18 protein-coding genes are annotated in these 19,462 nt (G+C 62.8%); 12 read left to right on the top strand and 6 right to left on the bottom strand.

What is annotated here, in order from left to right:
• Positions 1 to 127 precede the first annotated feature (127 nt).
• The gene (locus ACPEE1_RS15670) at positions 128 to 1,069 is read right to left on the bottom strand and encodes a LysR family transcriptional regulator (protein ID WP_423933779.1); all 942 of its coding nucleotides are present in this window, start codon (positions 1,067 to 1,069) and stop codon (positions 128 to 130) included.
• A 104-nt stretch (positions 1,070 to 1,173) separates the two neighbouring features.
• Between ACPEE1_RS15670 and ACPEE1_RS15665 the strand changes: the two genes are divergently transcribed.
• The 4 genes from ACPEE1_RS15665 (at position 1,174) to ACPEE1_RS15650 (ending at position 6,432) form a co-directional block, all read left to right on the top strand.
• Complete coding sequence (locus ACPEE1_RS15665) at positions 1,174 to 2,310, top strand: iron-containing alcohol dehydrogenase (RefSeq protein ID WP_182345370.1); 1,137 nt, start codon at positions 1,174 to 1,176, stop codon at positions 2,308 to 2,310.
• Positions 2,311 to 2,422: 112 nt separating this feature from the next.
• Complete coding sequence (locus ACPEE1_RS15660) at positions 2,423 to 3,754, top strand: MFS transporter (RefSeq protein ID WP_182345371.1); 1,332 nt, start codon at positions 2,423 to 2,425, stop codon at positions 3,752 to 3,754.
• Between the two features lie 134 nt (positions 3,755 to 3,888).
• Complete coding sequence (locus ACPEE1_RS15655; RefSeq protein WP_423933775.1) at positions 3,889 to 5,481, top strand: aldehyde dehydrogenase (NADP(+)); 1,593 nt, start codon at positions 3,889 to 3,891, stop codon at positions 5,479 to 5,481.
• 465 nt (positions 5,482 to 5,946) lie between these two features.
• A complete protein-coding gene (locus tag ACPEE1_RS15650) occupies positions 5,947 to 6,432 on the top strand; it encodes an ASCH domain-containing protein (RefSeq protein WP_232539582.1) in 486 nt (161 codons plus the stop codon).
• A 314-nt stretch (positions 6,433 to 6,746) separates the two neighbouring features.
• Here the strand turns inward: ACPEE1_RS15650 and ACPEE1_RS15645 are convergent, their stop codons facing one another.
• On the bottom strand, positions 6,747 to 7,238 hold the full coding sequence (locus ACPEE1_RS15645) for a hypothetical protein (RefSeq protein ID WP_182345373.1): 492 nt from the start codon (positions 7,236 to 7,238) through the stop codon (positions 6,747 to 6,749).
• 295 nt (positions 7,239 to 7,533) lie between these two features.
• Positions 7,534 to 8,283, bottom strand: coding sequence for an SDR family oxidoreductase (locus tag ACPEE1_RS15640; protein WP_423933772.1), 750 nt, complete (start codon positions 8,281 to 8,283; stop codon positions 7,534 to 7,536).
• A gap of 135 nt (positions 8,284 to 8,418) precedes the next feature.
• Here ACPEE1_RS15640 and ACPEE1_RS15635 point away from each other — a divergent pair, with 135 nt between their 5' ends.
• Positions 8,419 to 9,336, top strand: a complete 918-nt coding sequence (locus ACPEE1_RS15635; RefSeq protein WP_182345375.1) for a LysR family transcriptional regulator — start codon at positions 8,419 to 8,421, stop codon at positions 9,334 to 9,336.
• 85 nt (positions 9,337 to 9,421) lie between these two features.
• On the opposite strand, the gene ACPEE1_RS15630 is transcribed toward ACPEE1_RS15635, so the two are convergent.
• A complete protein-coding gene (locus tag ACPEE1_RS15630; protein ID WP_423933770.1) occupies positions 9,422 to 9,718 on the bottom strand; it encodes a hypothetical protein in 297 nt (98 codons plus the stop codon).
• A gap of 546 nt (positions 9,719 to 10,264) precedes the next feature.
• Between ACPEE1_RS15630 and ACPEE1_RS15625 the strand changes: the two genes are divergently transcribed.
• The 6 genes from ACPEE1_RS15625 to ACPEE1_RS15600 all read left to right on the top strand — a co-directional run bounded on the left by ACPEE1_RS15625 (position 10,265) and on the right by ACPEE1_RS15600 (position 16,447).
• Positions 10,265 to 11,302, top strand: coding sequence for an aliphatic amidase (locus ACPEE1_RS15625; RefSeq protein ID WP_423933767.1), 1,038 nt, complete (start codon positions 10,265 to 10,267; stop codon positions 11,300 to 11,302).
• Positions 11,303 to 11,375: 73 nt separating this feature from the next.
• On the top strand, positions 11,376 to 11,858 hold the full coding sequence (locus ACPEE1_RS15620) for an AmiS/UreI family transporter (RefSeq protein WP_260719231.1): 483 nt from the start codon (positions 11,376 to 11,378) through the stop codon (positions 11,856 to 11,858).
• 5 nt (positions 11,859 to 11,863) lie between these two features.
• Entirely contained in the window at positions 11,864 to 12,706 is an 843-nt protein-coding gene (locus ACPEE1_RS15615) for a CbbQ/NirQ/NorQ/GpvN family protein (RefSeq protein WP_423933763.1), read from the top strand.
• Positions 12,707 to 12,719: 13 nt separating this feature from the next.
• A complete protein-coding gene (locus ACPEE1_RS15610) occupies positions 12,720 to 14,522 on the top strand; it encodes a nitric oxide reductase activation protein NorD (RefSeq protein WP_423933760.1) in 1,803 nt (600 codons plus the stop codon).
• Between the two features lie 153 nt (positions 14,523 to 14,675).
• Positions 14,676 to 15,821, top strand: coding sequence for a transporter substrate-binding domain-containing protein (locus ACPEE1_RS15605; protein ID WP_260719234.1), 1,146 nt, complete (start codon positions 14,676 to 14,678; stop codon positions 15,819 to 15,821).
• Positions 15,822 to 15,823: 2 nt separating this feature from the next.
• Complete coding sequence (locus tag ACPEE1_RS15600; protein ID WP_243419268.1) at positions 15,824 to 16,447, top strand: ANTAR domain-containing response regulator; 624 nt, start codon at positions 15,824 to 15,826, stop codon at positions 16,445 to 16,447.
• Positions 16,448 to 16,577: 130 nt separating this feature from the next.
• On the opposite strand, the gene ACPEE1_RS15595 is transcribed toward ACPEE1_RS15600, so the two are convergent.
• Entirely contained in the window at positions 16,578 to 17,135 is a 558-nt protein-coding gene (locus ACPEE1_RS15595) for a GNAT family N-acetyltransferase (RefSeq protein WP_260719235.1), read from the bottom strand.
• Positions 17,136 to 17,305: 170 nt separating this feature from the next.
• Between ACPEE1_RS15595 and ACPEE1_RS15590 the strand changes: the two genes are divergently transcribed.
• A complete protein-coding gene (locus ACPEE1_RS15590; protein WP_423933756.1) occupies positions 17,306 to 17,842 on the top strand; it encodes a hypothetical protein in 537 nt (178 codons plus the stop codon).
• Between the two features lie 398 nt (positions 17,843 to 18,240).
• Here the strand turns inward: ACPEE1_RS15590 and ACPEE1_RS15585 are convergent, their stop codons facing one another.
• Complete coding sequence (locus ACPEE1_RS15585) at positions 18,241 to 19,239, bottom strand: LysR family transcriptional regulator (RefSeq protein ID WP_260719237.1); 999 nt, start codon at positions 19,237 to 19,239, stop codon at positions 18,241 to 18,243.
• Positions 19,240 to 19,462 lie beyond the last annotated feature (223 nt).

Below are 19,462 nucleotides of genomic sequence, written 5' to 3'. Positions count from 1 at the left end.
AAGCTAATAAGTGTATTAAGTGCACATGCGCCAGCAATCTCCTGTACACAGGCAATCTCTGTAAGACCCCATCGATAGGGGCGGGGTCGCGCTGTCTCATGGTTTGGCCCACAGGCTTAGGCGTCCGTCACGCCTCTGCCGCGCCGCCGCACAGCGCCTCCACCAACAGCCCCAGCGCGGCACTTTGGGGGGCGCCTTTGCGCAGCACCAGCTCATAGGGCTCGCTGCGCGATTGCAGGGTCAGATCGATGGTGCCGACCAGGCCATTGCGCGAGAAATAGGTCGCGATGTCGTCGGAGACCAGGGCCACCAGGTCGTTGTTGCGGCCGAGCATGGTGACGGTGGCCAGGGCCGACGTGGTCTCGATCAGGTGCGAGGGGAAGTGCAGCCCCGATTCGTGGAACTCGCGCTCGAGCAAGCGTCGCATGGGCATGCGGGCGCGGTAGACCAGCCAGCGGCTGTCCTGCAGGTCCTGCAACTGCACGGCCTTGGCGCCCATCGCAGGGTGGCGCACGCTGGCGATCACCGACAGCGACTCCTGCTTGATGAACAGCGACTCATAGACCTCGGGCGTGCGGCTGACCGAGGAGCGGCAGATGGCGGCATGGATCTGGCCGCGCTCGATCATGCCCAGCAAGGTCTCGCTGGTGTCCTCGATGATCTCCACCGACATATGCGGCTGGCGCGCCAGCACGTTCGACAGCGCGTCGGACAGCAGCGGCACCGCGCCCATGATGGTGCCAATCGCCAGGTGGCCGCCCACGCCGCTGGCGATGGCATCGAGCTCAAAGCGCAGCTGGTTGATGTCCGACTGGATCAGGCGGGCAAAACGCAGCGCGCAGTGCCCGGCCTCCGTCGGGATTAACCCTCGGTTTGTGCGCTCGAACAGGTCCACCTGCAAGGTCGATTCCAGCTCGCGCAGCGCCTTGCTGGCGCCCGGCTGGGTGAGGCCGACTCTGTCCGCAGCGCCAAGCAGGGAGCCGCTTTCCTCGATGGCGATGAGCAGGCGCAGCTGCTTGGCATGCAGGCGCGACATGACGGAATTGAGGCTGGGGATGCTGCTGGCCATGAATAAAAGTTATATCGGTATGGGAAGCCGTCAGTGTACCGAATGGGCCGTGCTGCCTAGACTTCGGGCCTTCTGATAGCAATGGATATAACTGTTAAAACGTTATGGCTCTGATCAACTATGTGACTGAAGTGCGCTTTGGCGCCGGTGTGCTGGCGGAACTGAAGGAAGTGTGCGAGAAGCTGGGTATTACCAATCCTTTGATCGTGACCGACAAGGGTGTGGAGGCGGCCGGCATCATCGACCAGGTCAAGCAGGCGCTGGGCACGGCCCGGTTCGGCGTGTTCAACGGCACGCCGCCCAACCCGTCGGAGACGGCCGTGCGCGCTGGCGTCGAAGCGCTTAACAGCAGCGCCTGCGACGGCATCATCGCCGTGGGCGGCGGCTCGTCGATTGACCTGGCCAAGGCCGTGGCAGTATCGGCCCGCCATGAAGGCCCGCTGCGCCAGTTTGCGCTGATCGAGGGCGGCGCACTCAAGATCACCGCGGCCACCTTGCCCATCATTGCCGTGCCCACCACGGCGGGCACCGGCAGCGAGGTAGGGCGTGGCGCCATCATCATCCTGGACGATGGCCGCAAGGTCGGCATCCTTTCGCCCCATGTGATTCCCAAGGTTGCCATCTGCGACCCCAACCTGACCCTGGGCCTGCCCGCAGGCCTGACGGCCGCCACCGGCATGGATGCGATTGCACACTGCATCGAAACCTTTCTGGCGCCGTCCTTCAACCCGCCGGCCGATGGCATTGCGCTCGATGGCCTCTGGCGCGCCTGGCGCCATATCGAGGTGGCCTTCCGCGATCCCGCCGACGTGGAGGCGCGTACCAACATGATGAGTGCCTCGCTGCAAGGCGCGCTGGCCTTCCAGAAGGGCCTGGGCTGCGTGCACAGCCTCAGCCATTCGCTGGGCGGCATCAACCCCAAGCTGCACCACGGCACCCTCAACGCCATCCTGCTGCCGGCGGTGATCCGCTTCAACCGGGGTGCAGAGTCGGTGGTGCGTGAAGACAAGATCGCCCGCCTGGCACAGGCCATGGGCTTGGCCGAGGGCGTGTCGGTGGAGGAAGCCCTGGTCACCAAATCCCGCGCGCTGCAGCTGCCCACGGGCCTGGCCGAGCTGGGTGTGAGCGAGGACCTGTTTGAGCGCATCGTCAAGGGCGCACTGGCCGACCACAGCCACCGCACCAACCCGCGTGAGGCCAGCGCAGACGACTACGTCGAGATGCTGCGCCAGTCAATGTAATCCGGCTTTTTCTACAAAACAGACGCAAGCCCGGCCCGCCGCCGCAACGGCCGGCAGGCCGCAGGCTTGCGCACAGGCAGACATTCATAAATCAACAACCCGAGGTGGAGACATGGGCAGCAGCTCTCTGAATCACACGGCCACGATGGCCGACAAGGAAACCATGGTTCCGGATGCGGAACGCAAGCGCGCGCTGATTGGCAGCGCCGTGGGCAGCACCATCGAGTGGTACGACTACTTCCTCTACGGAACCATGTCGTCCATCATTTTTGCCAAGCAGTTCTTCCCCAGCGACAACGCGCTGGTCAGCCAGATGCTGTCGCTGGCCACGTTTGCGCTGGCCTTCCTGATCCGCCCGATTGGCGGCGTGATCTTCTCCCACATCGGCGACCGCATTGGCCGCAAGAAGACCTTGGCGATGACCTTGTCGATGATGGGCCTGTCAACCGTGCTGATGGGCCTGCTGCCCAACTATGCGCAGATTGGGATCTTGGCGCCCATCCTGCTGACGGTGTTGCGCCTGCTGCAAGGCCTGGCGCTGGGCGGCGAGTGGGGCGGTGGCGTGTTGCTGGCGGTCGAGTACTCGCCCCGCAAGAAGCGCGGCTTCTACGGCGCGGTGCCACAGACCGGTGCGGTGCTGGGCCTGGCACTGGGCAATATCATCACCTCGCTGCTGAGCGCGAGCATGAGCGAAGAGGCCTTCCTGTCCTGGGGCTGGCGCATTCCGTTTGTGGGCTCCATCGTGCTGGTGATGGTGGGCATGTGGATCCGCAATGCAGTGGGCGAGACGCCATCGTTCAAGAAAATCCAGGCCAGCCGCAGCAGCGCGCCCATTCCGATCAAGCAGACCCTGCAGTTCCACTGGCGCGAAGTGCTGATCGCCATCGGCGCCAAGGTGGTGGAGACCTCGACCTTCTTCCTCTACGCCACCTTCACCATCTCGTACATGATGGACCACGGCTTTGCCCGCGCGACGATCCTCAATATCGTGCTGGTCTGCGCGCTGATCGCCTTCCCCTGCATGCTGTTCTTCGGGCACCTGTCGGACAAGATCGGCCGCAAGAAAGTCTTTATCGGCGGCAGCATCGCCTTCATGCTCTGGATCTTCCCGTACTTCTGGCTGCTCGATCAAAAATCCGTCTGGGCAGCAGCGCTGGCCGTCGGTGTGGGCCTGGGCATCATCTGGTCCAGCTATGGCGCGATGATCGGCACCCTGTTGGCCGAGGCCTTCCCGCCGGACATCCGCTACACCGGCATGTCGCTGGGCTACCAGATTGGTGCAGCCCTGGTGGGCGGCCCGATGCCGCTGATCGCCACCGCGCTGATTGCTTACTACAGCGGCAGCTATGTGCCGGTGGTCATCTTCCTGGTGCTCTGTGCGCTGGTGTCCATCGTCGCCGTGGGCGTTGCCCGCGACCGCAGCGGCCTGCCGCTGGACGAGTGATGGCCTGAATGCCTGCCTAAGTGGCCGGACCTGCCGCAGCGCTGCTGGCCTGCGGTGGGTCTTGCCATGCTGGGCGCGCTACGCGCATCCCCTTCATCTTTTCCCCCAAACGCAACTTCTTGAGGAAACCCTCCATGCAGATCACTGGAGACATGGTCATTGGCTACCGCAGCCTGCGCGGCACCAGCGGCAGCCAACGCGCCTTCAACCCCACACTGAACGCACCCATCGCCGAGCCCGCGTTTGGCCTGGGTGGCAAAAACGAAGTCGAGCTGGCGGCCAGCCTGGCCGCTGCCGCTTTCGATCCCTACTGCCATCTGCCTTTGGCGCAACGCGCTGCCTTTTTGGAGGCGATTGCCGAAGAAATTCTGCAGCTGGGCGATGCACTGATCGAGCGCGCCCATGCGGAAAGCGGCCTGCCCATCGCCCGCTTGGCGGGCGAGCGCGGCCGCACCGTGGGCCAGTTGCGCCTATTCGCCCAGGTGGTGCGTGACGGGCATTTCTTGAGCGCCGCCATCGACACCGCCCAGCCCGATCGCCAGCCGCTGCCCCGTGCCGATCTGCGCCTGACCAAGATCCCGCTCGGCCCGGTGGCGGTGTTTGGTGCCAGCAATTTTCCGCTGGCGTTTTCGGTGGCCGGTGGCGATACCGCATCAGCACTGGCCGCTGGCGCACCGGTGATCGTGAAAGCGCACAGCGCACACCTGGGCACCTCGGAGATGGTGGCGCGGGCGGTGCAAAAGGCCGCGCAGCGCCAAGGCATGCCCGAAGGCGTTTTCTCGCTGCTGGTGGGCGCAGGCCGTGAGCTGGGCGAGGCGCTGGTGGCTCACCCCGAGATCAAGGCCGTTGGCTTTACCGGCTCGCGCCAAGGCGGGCTGGCGCTCTTGCGCATCGCCAACAGCCGCGCCGAGCCCATCCCTGTGTATGCCGAGATGAGCAGCATCAACCCCGTCTTCTTGCTGCCCCAGGCGCTGGCCGCGCGGCCCGAGGCCCTGGCCCAGGGCTTTGCCGATTCGCTGGCGATGGGGGCAGGGCAGTTCTGCACCAACCCCGGCCTGGTGCTGGCCGTCGACAGCCCTGCGCTCACGACCTTCATCAGTGCGGCAGCTACGGCCATCCGTGCCAAGGGCGCGCAAACCATGCTGACCGCCGGCATCCACCAAGCCTATGAGGCCGGCCGTGCGCAGGTGCAAGCCGCCGCTGGTGTGGAGCAGCTGGCCGCCGGCGTGGCCGCAGACCATGACAACGCAGCCCAGGCCGCGCTGTATGTGACCAGCGCGCAAACCTTGTTGGCGAATGAAGCCTTGCAGTCGGAGATGTTTGGCCCCGCCTCCATCGTCGTCAAAGCCAGCAGTGTGGAGGAGTTGCTGCAGGTCGCCCAGCAGCTGGAAGGCCAGCTCACCGCCACCTTGCACTTGGAGCAGGGCGACCACGACAGCGCCCGCGCCCTGCTGCCGGTGCTGGAGCGCAAGTGCGGCCGCATCCTCGTCAATGGCTTCCCCACCGGCGTCGAAGTGAGCCACGCCATGGTCCACGGCGGCCCCTTCCCCGCTACCTCCAACGCCATGTACACCTCCGTTGGCGCCAGCGCGATCGACCGCTTCCTGCGCCCGGTCTGCTACCAGGACCTGCCCGATGCGCTGCGACCGGTGGCTTTGCAAAATGACAATGCGTTGGGGCTGTGGCGCTTGGTGGATGGGCAGCCTAGCCAGGGGGCGGTGGGCTGAGGTGGGATTTTTGGGGAGCGGTGAGGGCTCTCTTGAATAGCAAGCCTGGCGTTCCATGGCATTCCACCGCATATGGGGGAGCCTGGCTTGTGCGGAGGCCGGACGCATCACTGCTTGCGCCTGTTGGAAGTTGTGAGAACTGCTTGGTGCTTCGGCTTTTTTGCAGTTGCGCCAGCTGGGATTACGCATATGAAGCGAAAAGCAGGCCGAGTCTTTGCGCGCGGGGAGCCCCTGCGTAGCGGCATCCGCACACCGGTGAATGCAAACGCCTGAAGTAGGGGTTCCGGGCTGCCCATGGTGGTTCTCGGTTTCGTTGGGCGCACGCGCTGGGCGGGACTATTTATACTCGGACGTTTGTACGTTCGTCCCGTTTCAAATCTGGCGCCTTTCAAGCGCCATCAGTGATCAGACTATGCCGTAGGTATTGCGGTTGGCACGGCGCTGCAGCGCACAACATCTAGCACCATGACCATCCCAGCTCACGTTCTCTCGATGTGGTCCGCATACTCTTTGGAGCAAGGCGGAATCCAGGAAGAAAGGTTCTACGAAGCCTTCGGCTTTGGCGACTCTCCGACATTGGCCGATGAACTCGGGCAGCTCGTGCTGTCCGGCATCAAGCGCGCCACTGCCGGATCCGTCTGGTCCTACGAGTCATCTGGCAAAGGTGTGCCCAAGCCCGGTGACTTGAGCGTCGTAACCGACTCCAATGACATCCCGCTGTGCATCATCGAGACGGTTCAAGTCGATATCGTGCCGTTTAGCGCTGTCACTGAGGAATTTGCAGCAACGGAGGGCGAAGGGGATGGCTCTCTGGCCTACTGGCGTGAAGCGCATTTTGCGTACTTCAGCAGAGAATGCGAAAGCACAGGTCGCTCGTTCGATGAAGACATGCTGCTGGCCTGCGAGCGATTCCGCGTGGTCTATCCACAAGTGGCACGCAGCACGGCCTGACCCTCTGCTCAAACGGCGTGCACAGGTTGGCCCTCTGCTTCACATCTGGCTCATCCCCCATCCGAAACAATCTCCGTCTCTGGTGTGCCAAAGCGGTCCAGCGGGATTTGCGTCTGGATGCCGGCTGCCATGGCCTTCATTCGATCGGAGCCAGGCCTAGCTTACGGTAGAGGGGACGTGCTGACAGCGCTGCGGCTCACGACGCGCACGCGCACGCCTTGGGTGCGCAGCTCGGCCGACGTGAGCCACCGAGGGTGGCATATGAATAAGCGCTGCCGACCCAAGCATCCGGGCGAGCTGGTGCGGCCTGAAGCTCATTCCTCGCCGGGACGCGGATAGCCTGCATCGGCCCAACGTTGCGCCGACGCTCGGCTGAGGCTATGGTCCGGCCTGACGCGAACCTTGGCCAACTCACTGCCATCCTCTGCGGTGGCGGTAAGGGTCGCGGAGGGATTGTCCTCGTCGGGCTCAATATCGAGAGAGATGGTCACGCGCGATCCATTCACCAAGATCTGGATGTCCTTGTGCAGCTGGGCCGCCAGGTGCTGCTCATGCCGCCGCATGACTTCGTGGGCAGTCTTGACGAGGGTGTTGAAAGCAGAAACGTCAAGCGGCTTGGGATTTTTCTTGTCGCGGCCCATCGTCCATGGCCCCACCAGGCTTGGCTCGGCCTGGCCGTCCTGGGTCATGGCAACCGCCCAGCCATCGTCGTCTTCATTCTTGATGACGCGGGCCTCCCAGCCGTTGTGATGCCAAAGGCGATCTTCGAAGACTGATGCAGCTTCTTGTTGGAGCTCTTCGGACATTTCTGGACCTTTGTGAAAACTACCAAGGTCAGAATTTTACTGTTTATTCATACAGTTTCGCGTGCATGGGTCTTTTCCGAAGTGAATCCACTTCTTTCAGCGGAGCGTCCAGCAAGGCTGGAGTTCAGAGTGGCGGACACCAACGATCCACGTAGCGCGGGTTGCGTCGATCGGTTGAATTCGCAGCCAGAAGCTGTCACTGGCCGCAAAAACTATAACTGCAACCTCTGGCTCAAGGTGGTTCTTGCGACGCAGCAGCTCCAAACCATCGCTCTGGAACCCACAGCCCCTCGCTTCACATCTGGCTCATGCCCCCATCCGCAATGATCTCGGTGCCCACAATAAACCCGGACTCCTTGGACACCAGGTGCAGTACGGTGGCGGCGATTTCTTCCGGCGTGCCAAATCGGCCCAGCGGGATCTGCGTCTGGATGCCGGCGGCCATCGCCTTGGCCTGGTCGGGTGCCAGGCCCAGCTTGCCGTAGAGCGGCGTGCTGACGGGGCCGGGGCTCACCACATTCACGCGCACGCCCTGGGGCAGCAGCTCGGCCGACAAGGTCTTGGCCAGGGAGATCAGCGCGGCCTTGCTGGCGGCGTAGACGCTGGAGTTGGGCATGCCGATGTGGGCGTTGATCGAGCCGTTCAGCACGATGGATCCACCACGCGTCATCAGCGGAGCGAGGCGCTGGATCAGAAAGTAGGGGCCTTTGACATTGGTGTCAAAGCTGCTGTCCCACAGCGCTTCATCGATCTGCGGCAGCGGGCCGAACTTGGCCACGCCGGCGTTGATGAACACGCCATCGATCACGCCCATCTGCGTTTGCAATTCGGCCACCAGTGCGGCCTGGGCTGATACATCACCGGCTTCGCTGACCAAGGCCAGCGCGTTGGGGCCCAGCTCGGCCTTGACGCGGGCGAGGCTGTCGGCATCGCGGCCGGTGATCGCTACGCGGGCGCCTTCACGGGCAAAGGCGATGGCGGCTGCGGCACCGATGCCGCTGCTGCCACCGGTGACCAAAATATTCTTTCCTTCAAAGCGGTTCATGGTATTTCCTTCGGTTGTTTCGTTGATGTCTTGCTGGGTTATCAGCCCAGTTGTTGAGCCGATGAATGAAGTATCTGACGATGGGTGGCGCTACAAACACCAGCATTTCGATGAACTCGTGCAAGAATATCGAATATGTTGAGTCTCGAAGATTTACAGCTACTCGAAGCGGTGCGTGCCACCGGCAGCCTGTCGCGCGCAGCCGAGCGCCTGGGCAAGGCCGCATCCACCGTGTCCTATGCCGCGCGCCAGCTGGAAGAGCGGCTGGATGCCCTGCTGTTTGACCGTGCGGGCTACCGCATCGCGCTCACGCCAGCGGGCTTGCTGCTGGTGGAGCAGGGCGCGCAGCTGCACGCCCAGGCGCGGCGGCTGACGGAGCGGGTCAAGCAGGTGGCGCGGGGCTGGGAGTCCGAGCTGCGCATCGTGACCGACGAGCTGGCCAATACCGAGGCACTGCTGCCGCTGATCGCCGACTTTGATGCGCTCAACAGCGGCGTGCGCCTGCGCATTGCCCATGAGGTGCTGGGCGGCACCTGGGAGGCCTTGCTGGACCAGCGCGCCGATCTGGTGGTGGCTGCGACGAACGAGCCGCCCGCGATGGCGCATCTGCAATGGTTTGAGCTGGCGCAGCTCGAATGGGTGTTTGCCGTCTCGCCGCGCCACCCGCTGGCACGCAAGGCACAAGACGGGCGGCCCCTGTCGGTGGAGGCCATTGCCGCGTACCGCTCGGTCGTGGTGGCCGATACCTCGCGCCTGGCGGTCGCGCGCAGCTATGGGGTGCAGACGCACCAGGAGCGCCTGGCCATGCCCAGCATGCGCGCCAAGATCGCCGCCCAGGTCGCGGGTCTGGGCGTTGGCTGGCTACCGCTGGAGAAAGTGCGCGATCACCTGGCCCAAGGCAGCCTGGTGGCCCTGGCCACGCAAGACCCGCGCGAACCCAACCTGCTGTTTGTCGGATGGCATTCGCACCGCGCGGGGCCCGCGCTGCAGTGGTGGGTGGACAAGCTGCGTGACCCGCGCCTGGTGGGGCCATTGCTGCATAGGAACTTTTGAGTTGGCCGCTTGGTACTGCAAAGATGAGGGCCAAGGCATGGTCAAGCGACGGTGTCAGCCCGGCTGCGCTCGGATGCCCGTGCCGTCATTCGTCTCGGAGCAGCTGCGCATATTTTCTGTATCCCCACGCCGCTGCAACGACCACGCCAATGCCGACGCCCCAACCCACAGGCACCCCCAAGCCGAAGATCAGCAGAAACATCAAACCAACGCAGACCAGGGCAATCCACAGCAAGCTGACGACATCAAAATGCGCGACCGCCATGGCGTCATCGGCGATGTCGCGCTTGGCATGGCCTCGCTTTTCGCGCTGGCGCCTGAACACCAACACATCGGCGAAGAACTCCGCAACGCCGGCGAGAAGATCGGTGACAAGGCTCATGGTGGAAGAGATTCCCTTGCGATGCTATGGAGGGATGGTGCTATCGGCAGATGGTTGGCCAACTGCTGCTGGTCACGATCGCGAATGTAGCCGATAAACAAGAAGTCCGATGGGCTCGATGCGGGCCGTTGCACGAAGATGCGCCACGGATTTGTTCCAGGCTCGCATGGTTCTTGCCCATTTTCTCGCTGCGCGGCTCGCCAACTACCACCATCGCTCAAACGCTGCAACCGGTAGATGTTCTAGGCAGCCATGGCCACAATCGCTCTAACATGGTCTGGCGGCGGACAAACGCCACGCAGATTTCGTTGCAGATATTGACATCAGCTGCCAAGGTTGCCAGCGCAGATGTCCGGCAATAAAGCCCGAATCGATTCATTCCAGAGTCGATTCGGGCTTTTTTTTGTTCGTTTTTTGGTATTCCCGTTTTTCGGACCAGGCCTTTGGTTCGCTGGCGGAGCTTTGCCTACGCTGCTTTGAAACCCCTGCGCTGCGGCTGCCAGCCGGACAGGTCGCACTTTTTTCTCATTAACTTGGAGCACAGCCATGAGACACGGAGATATTTCGAGCAGCAATGATTGCGTAGGCGTAGCGGTGGTGAATTACAAGATGCCACGCCTGCATACCAAGGCCGAGGTACTGGACAACTGCCGCAAGATCGCCGACATGGTGGTGGGCATGAAGCGAGGACTGCCGGGCATGGACCTGGTGGTGTTTCCCGAGTACTCCACGCACGGCATCATGTACGACTCCAAGGAGATGTACGAGACCGCCTCTGCCATTCCCGGTGAAGAGACGGCCATCTTTGCCGATGCCTGCCGCAAGGCCAATGTCTGGGGGATTTTCTCGCTCACCGGCGAGCGCCATGAGGAGCACCCCAACAAGGCGCCCTACAACACCCTGATCCTCATGAACAACCAGGGCGAGATCGTGCAGAAGTACCGCAAGATCATGCCCTGGGTGCCTATCGAAGGCTGGTATCCCGGCGACTGCACCTACGTCAGCGAAGGCCCCAAGGGCATGAAGATCAGCCTGATCATCTGCGACGACGGCAACTACCCGGAGATCTGGCGCGACTGTGCGATGCGTGGCGCCGAGCTGATCGTCCGCTGCCAAGGCTATATGTACCCGGCCAAAGAGCAGCAGATCATGGTGTCCAAAGCCATGGCGTTCATGAACAACACCTACGTGGCCGTGGCCAATGCGGCGGGCTTTGACGGTGTCTACTCTTATTTCGGTCACTCGGCCATCATCGGCTTTGACGGCCGCACCTTGGGTGAGACCGGCGAAGAGGAAATGGGCATTCAGTACGCGGAGCTGTCCAAATCGCTGATCCGTGATGCACGCAAGAACGGCCAGTCGCAGAACCACCTCTTCAAATTGGTGCACCGGGGCTACACCGGCACCATCAATTCAGGCGATGGCGACAAGGGCGTTGCCGCCTGCCCCTACAGCTTCTACAGCCAGTGGATCAACGACCCCGAAGGGACGCGGGAGATGGTCGAGTCGTTCACGCGCACGACGGTGGGCACGCCTGAATGCCCCATAGAAGGGATTCCGCACGAAGCGCCCCAGCACCGCTAAAGCCGCAACCCCAGTGGGCATGGCCGCCCGGTAGCGCGCAGCCATGCCATCCGATAAAAAACAAGGAGACAACATGCTGGGTATTGCACTTTTTTTCATTGGCGCGGTGCTGATCGTCAACGGTGTGGGCCTGAGCGGCCGCATCGACGCGCGGGACTCTGCGCCTTTCAATCTGCTCGTGGGTTTGCTGGCCTTGTTCCTCAATGCCATGGGCATGCTTCGTGCAGATACGGACGCTGGTTATTTCGCTGCCGCAGGCGGCCTGCTTTTTGCTTTCACCTACCTGTATTTGGCGGTGGTGCAGTGGTGGGCGCTCAAAGGCGTGGGCTTGGGCTGGTACTGCCTGTTTGTAGCGCTCAGTGCGCTGGCCTTTGCCGCAGCCGCAGCAGATGTCCGCGTCATCGCCATGTGGCTGGTCTGGTCGAGCCTGTGGTTTTTCTTCTTTCTTGCGCTGGGGCTCGGCAGGCAGCTGCGCTTTCTGCCGGCCTACACGGTGCTGGTGGGCATCGTGACCTGCTGGATTCCAGGCTTGATGTTGTTGATGGGGAAATGGTGAACATGATGAACGCAAAAGACCCTCTGCTAGCCGCTCGCGGCGACGACCCGCTGGCCGGGTACCGCCTGGCCCAAGAGCCGTTTTACCGGCCCGCCCGCAATGAGATCGCTCTCTACGAGCAAGCCTACCGGCACCGTATGCCGCTGATTCTGAAAGGCCCCACGGGCTGCGGCAAGACGCGCTTTGTCGAGCGCATGGCCTGGGCGCTTCGGCGCCCGCTCATCACGCTGGCCTGCAACGAAGACATGACCGCCTCTGACCTGGTAGGCCGCTACCTGCTCGATGCCGATGGCACGGCCTGGCACGACGGGCCGCTCACCATGGCCGTGCGCTACGGTGCCATCTGCTACCTCGATGAGGTGGTGGAGGCCAGACAGGACACGACGGTTGTCATCCATCCATTGACCGACGCGCGCCGCGTGCTTCCGCTCGATAAGAAAGGGGAGGTCGTGCACGCCCATCCGGATTTTCAGCTGGTGGTCTCGTACAACCCCGGCTACCAGAGCAGCGCCAAGGACATGAAGCCCTCGACGCGGCAGCGATTTGCAGCCTTGGAGTTTGACTACCCCGACGCCGCCACCGAATCTGACATCGTCGCGCACGAAGCGGGCATTGAACGTGCGCAGGCCGAGCGCTTGGTCGCGCTGGCCCACAGCACGCGCGCGCTCAAACACCATGGCCTGGATGAAGGCGCCTCCACCCGCATGCTCATCTATGCCGGCTTGCTGATACGCGATGGCGTATCGCCCGCCGACAGCTGCGACATGACGATCACCCAGGCCTTGACGGATGACCCCGACACCACCGAGGCGCTGAAGAAACTCGTGCAAGCCAAATTTGGTAACTAGGACGCACACCGCCATGGCACCATCATCCGCGCCTCTGTACAGCGAGCGCTCCGCCCCCACCTGGATCGACGACGACACACCGGCTTTTGAGCGCCTGACCAGGCTGGCATCCTGTCTGGCGTTGACGCAGGTGCAAGTCCATCCGTTGCAGGTTGCCAGACCGCATCGGGAGGCGGGGGGGCTGCTGGGGGGCGCAGCGGCCCCGCCTGCCTCCGCGCAGCGTGCCATCGTGCTTGCTGCAGACGAGGGGGCATCTTCAGGCGCTGCACGCTTGATGCTGCCGCCGCTGCATGATCTGCCCGAGGCCAAGCGTGCGCATCGGCACACCGCCATGGTGGCGCACGCTGCGGCGCATCTGCTGCATTCACCCGCTCGCCAGCCCAGCGAGGCCTTGAAGCCCATGGGCATGGTGCTGGTCTCGGCGATAGAAGACGCCCGCGCCGAACGCCTTTTGCTGCGCGACTACCCCGGCGCACGCCCTTGGTTCCAGGCGCATATCGCGCCTGAGCCTGAGGCGGAAAACCTGGGCTTTCTCGCCTTTATGGCCCGGCTTGACCGGATCTTGCTGCTGGCGGATAGCCATAGCGCTAACCACTGGGTCAGCAAGGCGCGGGAGCTCTTTGAAGGCACGGTGCAAAAGCATGGGCTTGAAGACTATGCGGCATTCCGCGCCATCGCCTCCATCCTCGCCAATGACCTTGGCCAGATGCGGGTGCGCATGGACCCTCAGCACTACGCCGGGCCCACGCTCTACCGGGATGACAACAGCTACCTCTGGGCGCATCCCGAGTCGGAAGACAACCAGGACGAGGCCTTGCAGCTGCCCCAGACTGCCACGCAACGGCCACCGGCGCCTATCGGAAATGCGCAACAGCCGCCCAAGCCGGCGCAAACGCCCCAGGCTGCAGAAGAATTGGAGATCGCCCGCTTTCACTATCCCGAATGGGACTACAGGAGCGAGCACATGAAGGCCGATTGGTGCCAGGTGGTCGAAAAACTTCCCGCGTGGCAGGGCCTGAGCGAGGTCAGCAGTGCGCGCCTGTCCAGTACCACCAGGGTCGACAGCCTGGCGCTGCCCCATCCCCGCGTGCTTGACCGGCGCCATCGGCTTCGCCGCCAGTGGGAGGGCGATGCGCTGGACCTCAATGCGGCCATCGACGTGCAGGTGGACATGCGCATGCAGCTACGCCCTGACCCGCGCATTTTCATGCGCAGCGGTCAGGGCCCACGCCCTGCCAGCATATTGGTGCTGCTGGACATCTCCGAATCGGTCAACGACATCGGCCTGCAGGGCCAGAGCCTGCTGGCCTTGGAGAAGCAAGCCGCGCTGATGCTGGCCGAGGCGTGCTTGCGCAGCGCCGAGCGTCTGGCCATCCATGCGTTCTCGTCCAACACCCGTGCCGAAGTCAACTACTACCGCCTGCTTGATTTTGGCCAGGTACACAGCCGCGCCACGGCAGCCATGGTCCAAGCCCTGCGCGGGCGCTATTCGACGCGCATGGGCGCGGCCCTGCGCCACGCCAGCAGCCTGCTGCGCAACGAGCCCGAAGGGCAGCGCAGCCTGTTGGTGGTCACCGATGGTGCTCCACACGACATCGATGTGCACGACAAGCGATACCTGATCGAAGATGCGCGGCATGCTGTTCAGGAGGCCAAGCGCGCAGGGGTGCAAGTTTGCTGTCTGGCCGTCGATGCACAGGCCGATGCCTATGTGCGCCAGATCTTCGGCTGGCGAGGCTACGACATCGCGGATGAGGCCGTGCAGCTGCTGCCGCGCTTGACCAGGATGGGCGCGCGCCTGGCCGCCGGGCGCTAGATGTGCAGGGTGTTGCCCAGCCCTGCACCGATGAGACCGGCCAGCGCCTGCTGCTGCGCTAAGCTGGCTGGCACGCTTTATGCATTTATGCATTTACCCCGCATCCGCCCCGATGCCCCAAGCATTGGAGTGGGATAGACCAGGAGACAGGTTTTGGCAAACAACGATCCCTTGCGTGTCGGCATTCTTTTTTCGGAAACGGGCACCACGTCCATCATTGGCCAGTCGCAACTGCAGGGCAGCTTGCTGGCCATCGACGAAATCAACAACGCCGGCGGCGTGCTCGGGCGTGAGCTGGTGGCCGTGCGCTATGACCCCGCGTCCAACCCTGCCGAGTACGCGCGCCTGGCCGAGCAGTTGATCATGCACGACCGCGTCAACACCATCTTTGGCTGCTATATGTCCAGCAGCCGCAAGGCTGTGCTGCCCGTGGTCGAGAAATGGAACAAGCTTTTGTTCTACCCCACGCTCTACGAAGGCTTCGAGTTCTCAGCGAACATCATCTACACCGGCGCGGCCCCTAACCAGAACAGCGTGCAGCTGGCCGATTTCATGACCAGCAGCTTTGGTGCGCGCGTGTACCTCATCGGCTCCGACTACATCTACCCCTATGAATCCAACCGCATACTGCGCGAGTTGGTGCTGCAGCACCCCGAGGGCGAAATCCTCGGCGAGCGCTACCTGCCACTGGCGGCCACCGAGCAGGACTACCAAGCCGTCATGGAAGATATCCGCCAGAAGCGCCCTGATTTTATTTTTTCCACGGTGGTCGGAGACTCCACCGCCCAGCTCTACCGCGCCTATGCCGATGCCGGCTTCAACACCAAAGAAATGCCCATCTGCAGCCTCACCACCTCGGAGGCCGAGATCGGACAAATGGGCTTTGATATCGCAGCCGGCCACATCACCTCGGCACCTTATTTTCAGTCGATCCAATCTGCCGCCAACCAGCGCTGCCTGGCCCACCTCAAGCGGCTGTTCGGCGATGACTGCCGCCCCAATCTGTGCTGGGAAGCCTCCTATTTTCAGCTGCATATGTTTGCCAACGCCTTTCGCCGCTCGGGCAGCGACACCATCAGCGAGTTGCTGCCTCACCTGCTGGGCAGCGAGTTTGATGCCCCGCAGGGGCGTGTGCGCATCGATCCCGGAAACCACCACACCTGGGTCTACCCCCGCATTGGGCGGGCCAATGCGCAAGGGGAGTTCACCATACTGCGCGAGGCCAAACGTGCCGTATCGCCGGATCCTTATCTGGTCACCCATTCCTTGGGCGACTGGACGGCCAAGATCGAGGTCTGAGCGTGAACCCGCAGCAGCCCCGCGCCACCTCGCAGCACCTCAAGGAGCTGCGCCAACTCAAAATCATCCTGATGCACCCCGAGGATGCCGATGGCTTGCTGCTGGCCCAGCAGCTCCAGCGCATCGGCTGCCAGGTGCGCAGCGTTTGGCCTCCGGTGCAGCAATTGCCGGACGACCCGGATATCGTCCTGTTGGCGGTGCGCCCTGATTTTCTGCACCTGCTCATGGCGTGGGCGAGTGGTGAGCAGGCGCCTGCGCTGGTCGCGGTGGTGAACTATGAAAACCCCACCATTGTGTCTGCTGTGCTGGAGCTCAAGGCGCAGGCGATCCTGCCTTCGCCCATACGCTCCTTTGGCCTGCTCTCCACCTTGGTTGTCGCGCGCCAGATGCACAAGGAGCACCGGCAGATGCAGCAACATGTGCACAAGCTGCAAAACAAGCTGCTGGGCCAACGCCGTGTGACCGACGCCAAAGCCATCCTCATTGCCACCCACCAGGTCAGTGAAGACCGCGCCTACGAAATGCTGCGCGAGCAGGCCATGAAAAAGCGCGTATCCGTCGAAGACATCGCCCAGGCCATCATCAGTGCGAGCGAATTGTTGGGGATGAAGGGCAAGCCCGAGTAGTGACAGCAGCGGAGGATCCTCGGGCTGCTTCGGAGATTGCTTTGGGGTGCAGGGCATCAAGGCGCGGTTTATAACCTGCAGCAGCCAATCTGCGCCAGATCTGCGCTGGCTCGATTACGGCAATCGCAGGCTACCTGGTTGACGCATACACGCAGCCATTCTTTAGCTGCCCTGACGGCGTGATGCGCTCATTTTTCATCACCCCCTCCAATAGCATCCCCGCACTGGCGCAGGTCGCACGGCTGCCCGCGTTATCTTCATCGGTGCGTGCAAACACACGACGCGCTTTCAATTGCGTGAATGCCAACTGCAGCACTGCCGTGACCGCCTCTTTCGCAAATCCGTTTCGGTGCACGCCACTGCGCATCCAAAAGCCAATTTCCATGCTGGGAATGTCCCAGCGGATCGTGTGCAGGCCCACGCTGCCAATCAACCGTTGTTCCTGGTCCCACACCAGAAAGGCCAGGCCAGTGCCGTTTTCGCGATCACGCATGCTGGCGAGGCAGAAGTCTTCGGACGCCGATACCGACGGCTCATACAGTGCCCAGGGCAGCGAGGTGGGCCAGGCGCGCAGGCTGGCCAGGCTTTCTACGACCGCTGCATACACAGCCTTGCCATCGCCGGGGCCGGCAAGGCGCAAGCTCAGGCGGGGTGTTTGGATGGGGGTGTCGATGCTGTCAGGGAACATGGGCGCTGTCATTGGCTTGGACAAAGCTCGTTAAAAGGCAGAGGCTGGCAGTGTACGACGAGCACAGAATGCTCGAATGCCTTGTTCAGTAGAGGATGTAGTATCCAGGCGTCTGACGTTAAAACGCCGGTTTCTATCGCGCACATGCGCTAGAAAATTGGAACACTTCTATGGATCAAACCTTTCCTGATCGCTCGATAAAGCCTTTTCGTATGGGTCGCATCCCAGCCTATCCCGTCTCGGGTGATCAGCTGGTGGCCGATGCAGAAAATCGGCTCCAAAACCATGCCGATATTTTTGGCTGTGCGCTATTCCAATCGCGCAACGATATTCTCTCCACGCTGGCTGCTCTGGTCGAGGACGAGGATTACCGCACCAAATTTGGAAAAGTAAACAGCGAGCCCTTTGCCGCGCTGGCCGAACTGCCACCCGAATCCCAAGCCGCCGCCATGAAAATTGCGGAGCTGGCGATGAATCGGCTCATTGAGGCCATGGTGGGCCAACTAGCCGCAGGCGCAAGAGCATTGCCTGGCGATTACTGCGTCAGCTACAAGCTAGAGGCGCAGCTGGAGAAAATCACGGGCGCTACCACCAACGGCGTCAAGCTGAAAAAGGTTGATAAATGCACGATCCTGGATGCGAACCAGAGTGTGTTGCCCGCATCCTTCAATAGCTGGCTGCAGCGCTTTGGCAAAGCCACTGTTTGAGCGTTCGGCAGTGGAGATTTGGTTGAGCAGATAGGCGCATTACCTTGGTTTGGATGTTGCGGTCGCAGGCTGGAAGTGCTGTCAAGAGCAACTATTCCCCATCGCCCCCACAGCCATCACCGCCGCTGCCATTGGCCCCTGCATCATCCCGCGAGCCAGCCTTCGCGGGCTCCGCCGGAAATGGCCGTTCAAGCTTGGCATCATGCAAGGCTTTCTTGCCGAGCCGCCTCTGGTCCCAGAGCAAGAAAAGCACGACAGGGACGGCGAGCACAGCGAAGGCCGCGATAGCGAGATCCATCATCCACTCCGGTTGAAAACACGATGCGCAGCACCTGGGTATGGGGTCATCCCATCCATGCCCATTCTGCAGCGGCGCGATGACCGCAGCGCTTCAGGGCCTAGCCGGCCTGCTTCCCATCCGCACCCCCAGCCTGCTGCCCCTGCCCCTGCACCAGCGCCCACAAGGCCTCCGCCGCAGGCGCCATCTCCGACCGTTGGCGGTACAGGCGGATCTCCACCGGTACGTTCCAGCGGTCGTCGCCCGCGGGCACCAGGCTGCCGCTGCGCAGCTCTTCGGTGATAAGGCTGTGGGGCAGCCAGGCGACGCCTCGGCCTTCCAGGGCCATGGTTTTGAGTAAGGCTGCGTGGTGGGCGGTAAAGACGACGGCGACGCCATGCGCCATACCGGGCTGGGGGGAGTGCACGGCGTCTGCGCCATCGGCAAACATGCCGCGCATGCGCGATCGCATGATGCGGCCCAGGCCCGAGGCTTCGCTGTAGGCGAGCACGGGCACAGCGCTGTCCTGGCCGATGCGGTGCAGCGGCTGGCCGGGTGCATCGGGTGCGGCGGCGCTGACCGGGCGCAGCAGGTCATCGGACAGGCGCAGCACCGGGTACTGGCCTTCGTCCAGGCGCCCGGGCACGGCGGCATGGCCGTGGCACAGCACAAACTGCACGCGCCGCTGCAGCATCAGGTCTTCGCAGGCGAGTGAGCTGTCGCTCATCGTCTGGATCGGGCCCATGCGCAGCTGCGCTTCCATGCCCACCAGCCAGCGCGGAAAGAAGGTGAGCGACAGCACATGGGTGGCGGCAAAGCGCAGGCTGGCGGCCGCTGTGTCGTGCGCGGCGCGGGCCTTGATGCGGGCGGCCTCCAGGTTGGCCAGCACGTTTTGCAGCAGCGGCAGAAAGCGCTGGCCGGCGGGGGTGAGCGCGGCGGGGTGGGCGCTGCGGTCAAACAGCTCCACGCCGACCCAGTCTTCCAGCGAGCGGATATGGCGGCTAAAGGCGGGCTGGGCGATGGCGCGGGCCTCGGCTGCGCGCGAGAAGTTGCCGGTATCGGCCAGTGCCATGAAGTCTTCGAGCCACTCCAGATCGAGCGGGCGGTTGCCGGGTCCCATGGGTTTCCTTGTTTGGAGTCTGCTAAGGCTATAGAACGTGTTTGCGATCTCTACGCAGCTGCGTTGGAGTGCAATCGGGATGAGTTCGAAGCGCTGGTTCGCAGCTTGCACCGGGGTGCAAGCAAGGGCCAGCGCGAAGAAGTCGCCCGATTTCACTCCAACCCGTAGGGACAGTGGCTTTGCGGGACGTGTGCGTTGTTCCAAATCCTAGAAATAGCATGAC

Source organism: Comamonas sp. 23 (assembly GCF_049601575.1).
Lineage (GTDB): Bacteria > Pseudomonadota > Gammaproteobacteria > Burkholderiales > Burkholderiaceae_C > Comamonas > Comamonas squillarum.
The sequence above is the reverse complement of the archived record's forward strand: the minus strand, read 5'-3'. Positions and strand labels throughout refer to the sequence as shown.

Coding starts and splice junctions, on each gene's coding strand:
- ACPEE1_RS15595 (WP_260719235.1), bottom strand. CDS start 17,135: ATGTTCCCTGACAGCATCGACACCCCCATCCAAACACCCCGCCTGAGC.
- ACPEE1_RS15590 (WP_423933756.1), top strand. CDS start 17,306: ATGGATCAAACCTTTCCTGATCGCTCGATAAAGCCTTTTCGTATGGGT.
- ACPEE1_RS15630 (WP_423933770.1), bottom strand. CDS start 9,718: ATGAGCCTTGTCACCGATCTTCTCGCCGGCGTTGCGGAGTTCTTCGCC.
- ACPEE1_RS15645 (WP_182345373.1), bottom strand. CDS start 7,238: ATGTCCGAAGAGCTCCAACAAGAAGCTGCATCAGTCTTCGAAGATCGC.
- ACPEE1_RS15670 (WP_423933779.1), bottom strand. CDS start 1,069: ATGGCCAGCAGCATCCCCAGCCTCAATTCCGTCATGTCGCGCCTGCAT.
- ACPEE1_RS15625 (WP_423933767.1), top strand. CDS start 10,265: ATGAGACACGGAGATATTTCGAGCAGCAATGATTGCGTAGGCGTAGCG.
- ACPEE1_RS15650 (WP_232539582.1), top strand. CDS start 5,947: ATGACCATCCCAGCTCACGTTCTCTCGATGTGGTCCGCATACTCTTTG.
- ACPEE1_RS15665 (WP_182345370.1), top strand. CDS start 1,174: ATGGCTCTGATCAACTATGTGACTGAAGTGCGCTTTGGCGCCGGTGTG.
- ACPEE1_RS15620 (WP_260719231.1), top strand. CDS start 11,376: ATGCTGGGTATTGCACTTTTTTTCATTGGCGCGGTGCTGATCGTCAAC.
- ACPEE1_RS15635 (WP_182345375.1), top strand. CDS start 8,419: ATGTTGAGTCTCGAAGATTTACAGCTACTCGAAGCGGTGCGTGCCACC.
- ACPEE1_RS15610 (WP_423933760.1), top strand. CDS start 12,720: ATGGCACCATCATCCGCGCCTCTGTACAGCGAGCGCTCCGCCCCCACC.
- ACPEE1_RS15615 (WP_423933763.1), top strand. CDS start 11,864: ATGAACGCAAAAGACCCTCTGCTAGCCGCTCGCGGCGACGACCCGCTG.
- ACPEE1_RS15655 (WP_423933775.1), top strand. CDS start 3,889: ATGCAGATCACTGGAGACATGGTCATTGGCTACCGCAGCCTGCGCGGC.
- ACPEE1_RS15585 (WP_260719237.1), bottom strand. CDS start 19,239: ATGGGACCCGGCAACCGCCCGCTCGATCTGGAGTGGCTCGAAGACTTC.
- ACPEE1_RS15660 (WP_182345371.1), top strand. CDS start 2,423: ATGGGCAGCAGCTCTCTGAATCACACGGCCACGATGGCCGACAAGGAA.
- ACPEE1_RS15640 (WP_423933772.1), bottom strand. CDS start 8,283: ATGAACCGCTTTGAAGGAAAGAATATTTTGGTCACCGGTGGCAGCAGC.